The sequence below is a fragment of the Telluria sp. AZSoR62 genome, from assembly GCF_058111565.1.
On sequence record NZ_JBYTST010000314.1, the window covers coordinates 1 to 270 of the forward strand.

Sequence of the window (270 nt, forward strand, 5' to 3'; positions counted from 1 at the left end):
GGTCACAACCGTGTCGACACGACCGAACAGCTCTTCGGCGACGTCGCGAAGCCGTCGGATGTCTCCCTCATCGGTGACATCCACTCGAACGCCGACCGTCCGTGTATCTGGTTCTGGCGCAGTGTCTCCGGATGTATGCGACAGGTCGGCAGAGATGACATGCCAACCCAAGTCGGCGAATCGTTTGCACGTTGCCAGGCCGATCCCGGATGCGCCACCAGTGACGATCGCTACCTTCCTACTCACGACTACAGCACCTTCCTCATGTCG

1 protein-coding gene is annotated in these 270 nt (G+C 60.0%); it reads right to left on the reverse strand.

All coding sequences use genetic code 11. The features are described from left to right. Nucleotides 1-246 (reverse strand): SDR family NAD(P)-dependent oxidoreductase (locus AC3XQU_RS23945; protein ID WP_489876623.1); only part of this gene is annotated, 246 nt, incomplete at its 3' end. Nucleotides 247-270: the final 24 nt, after the last annotated feature.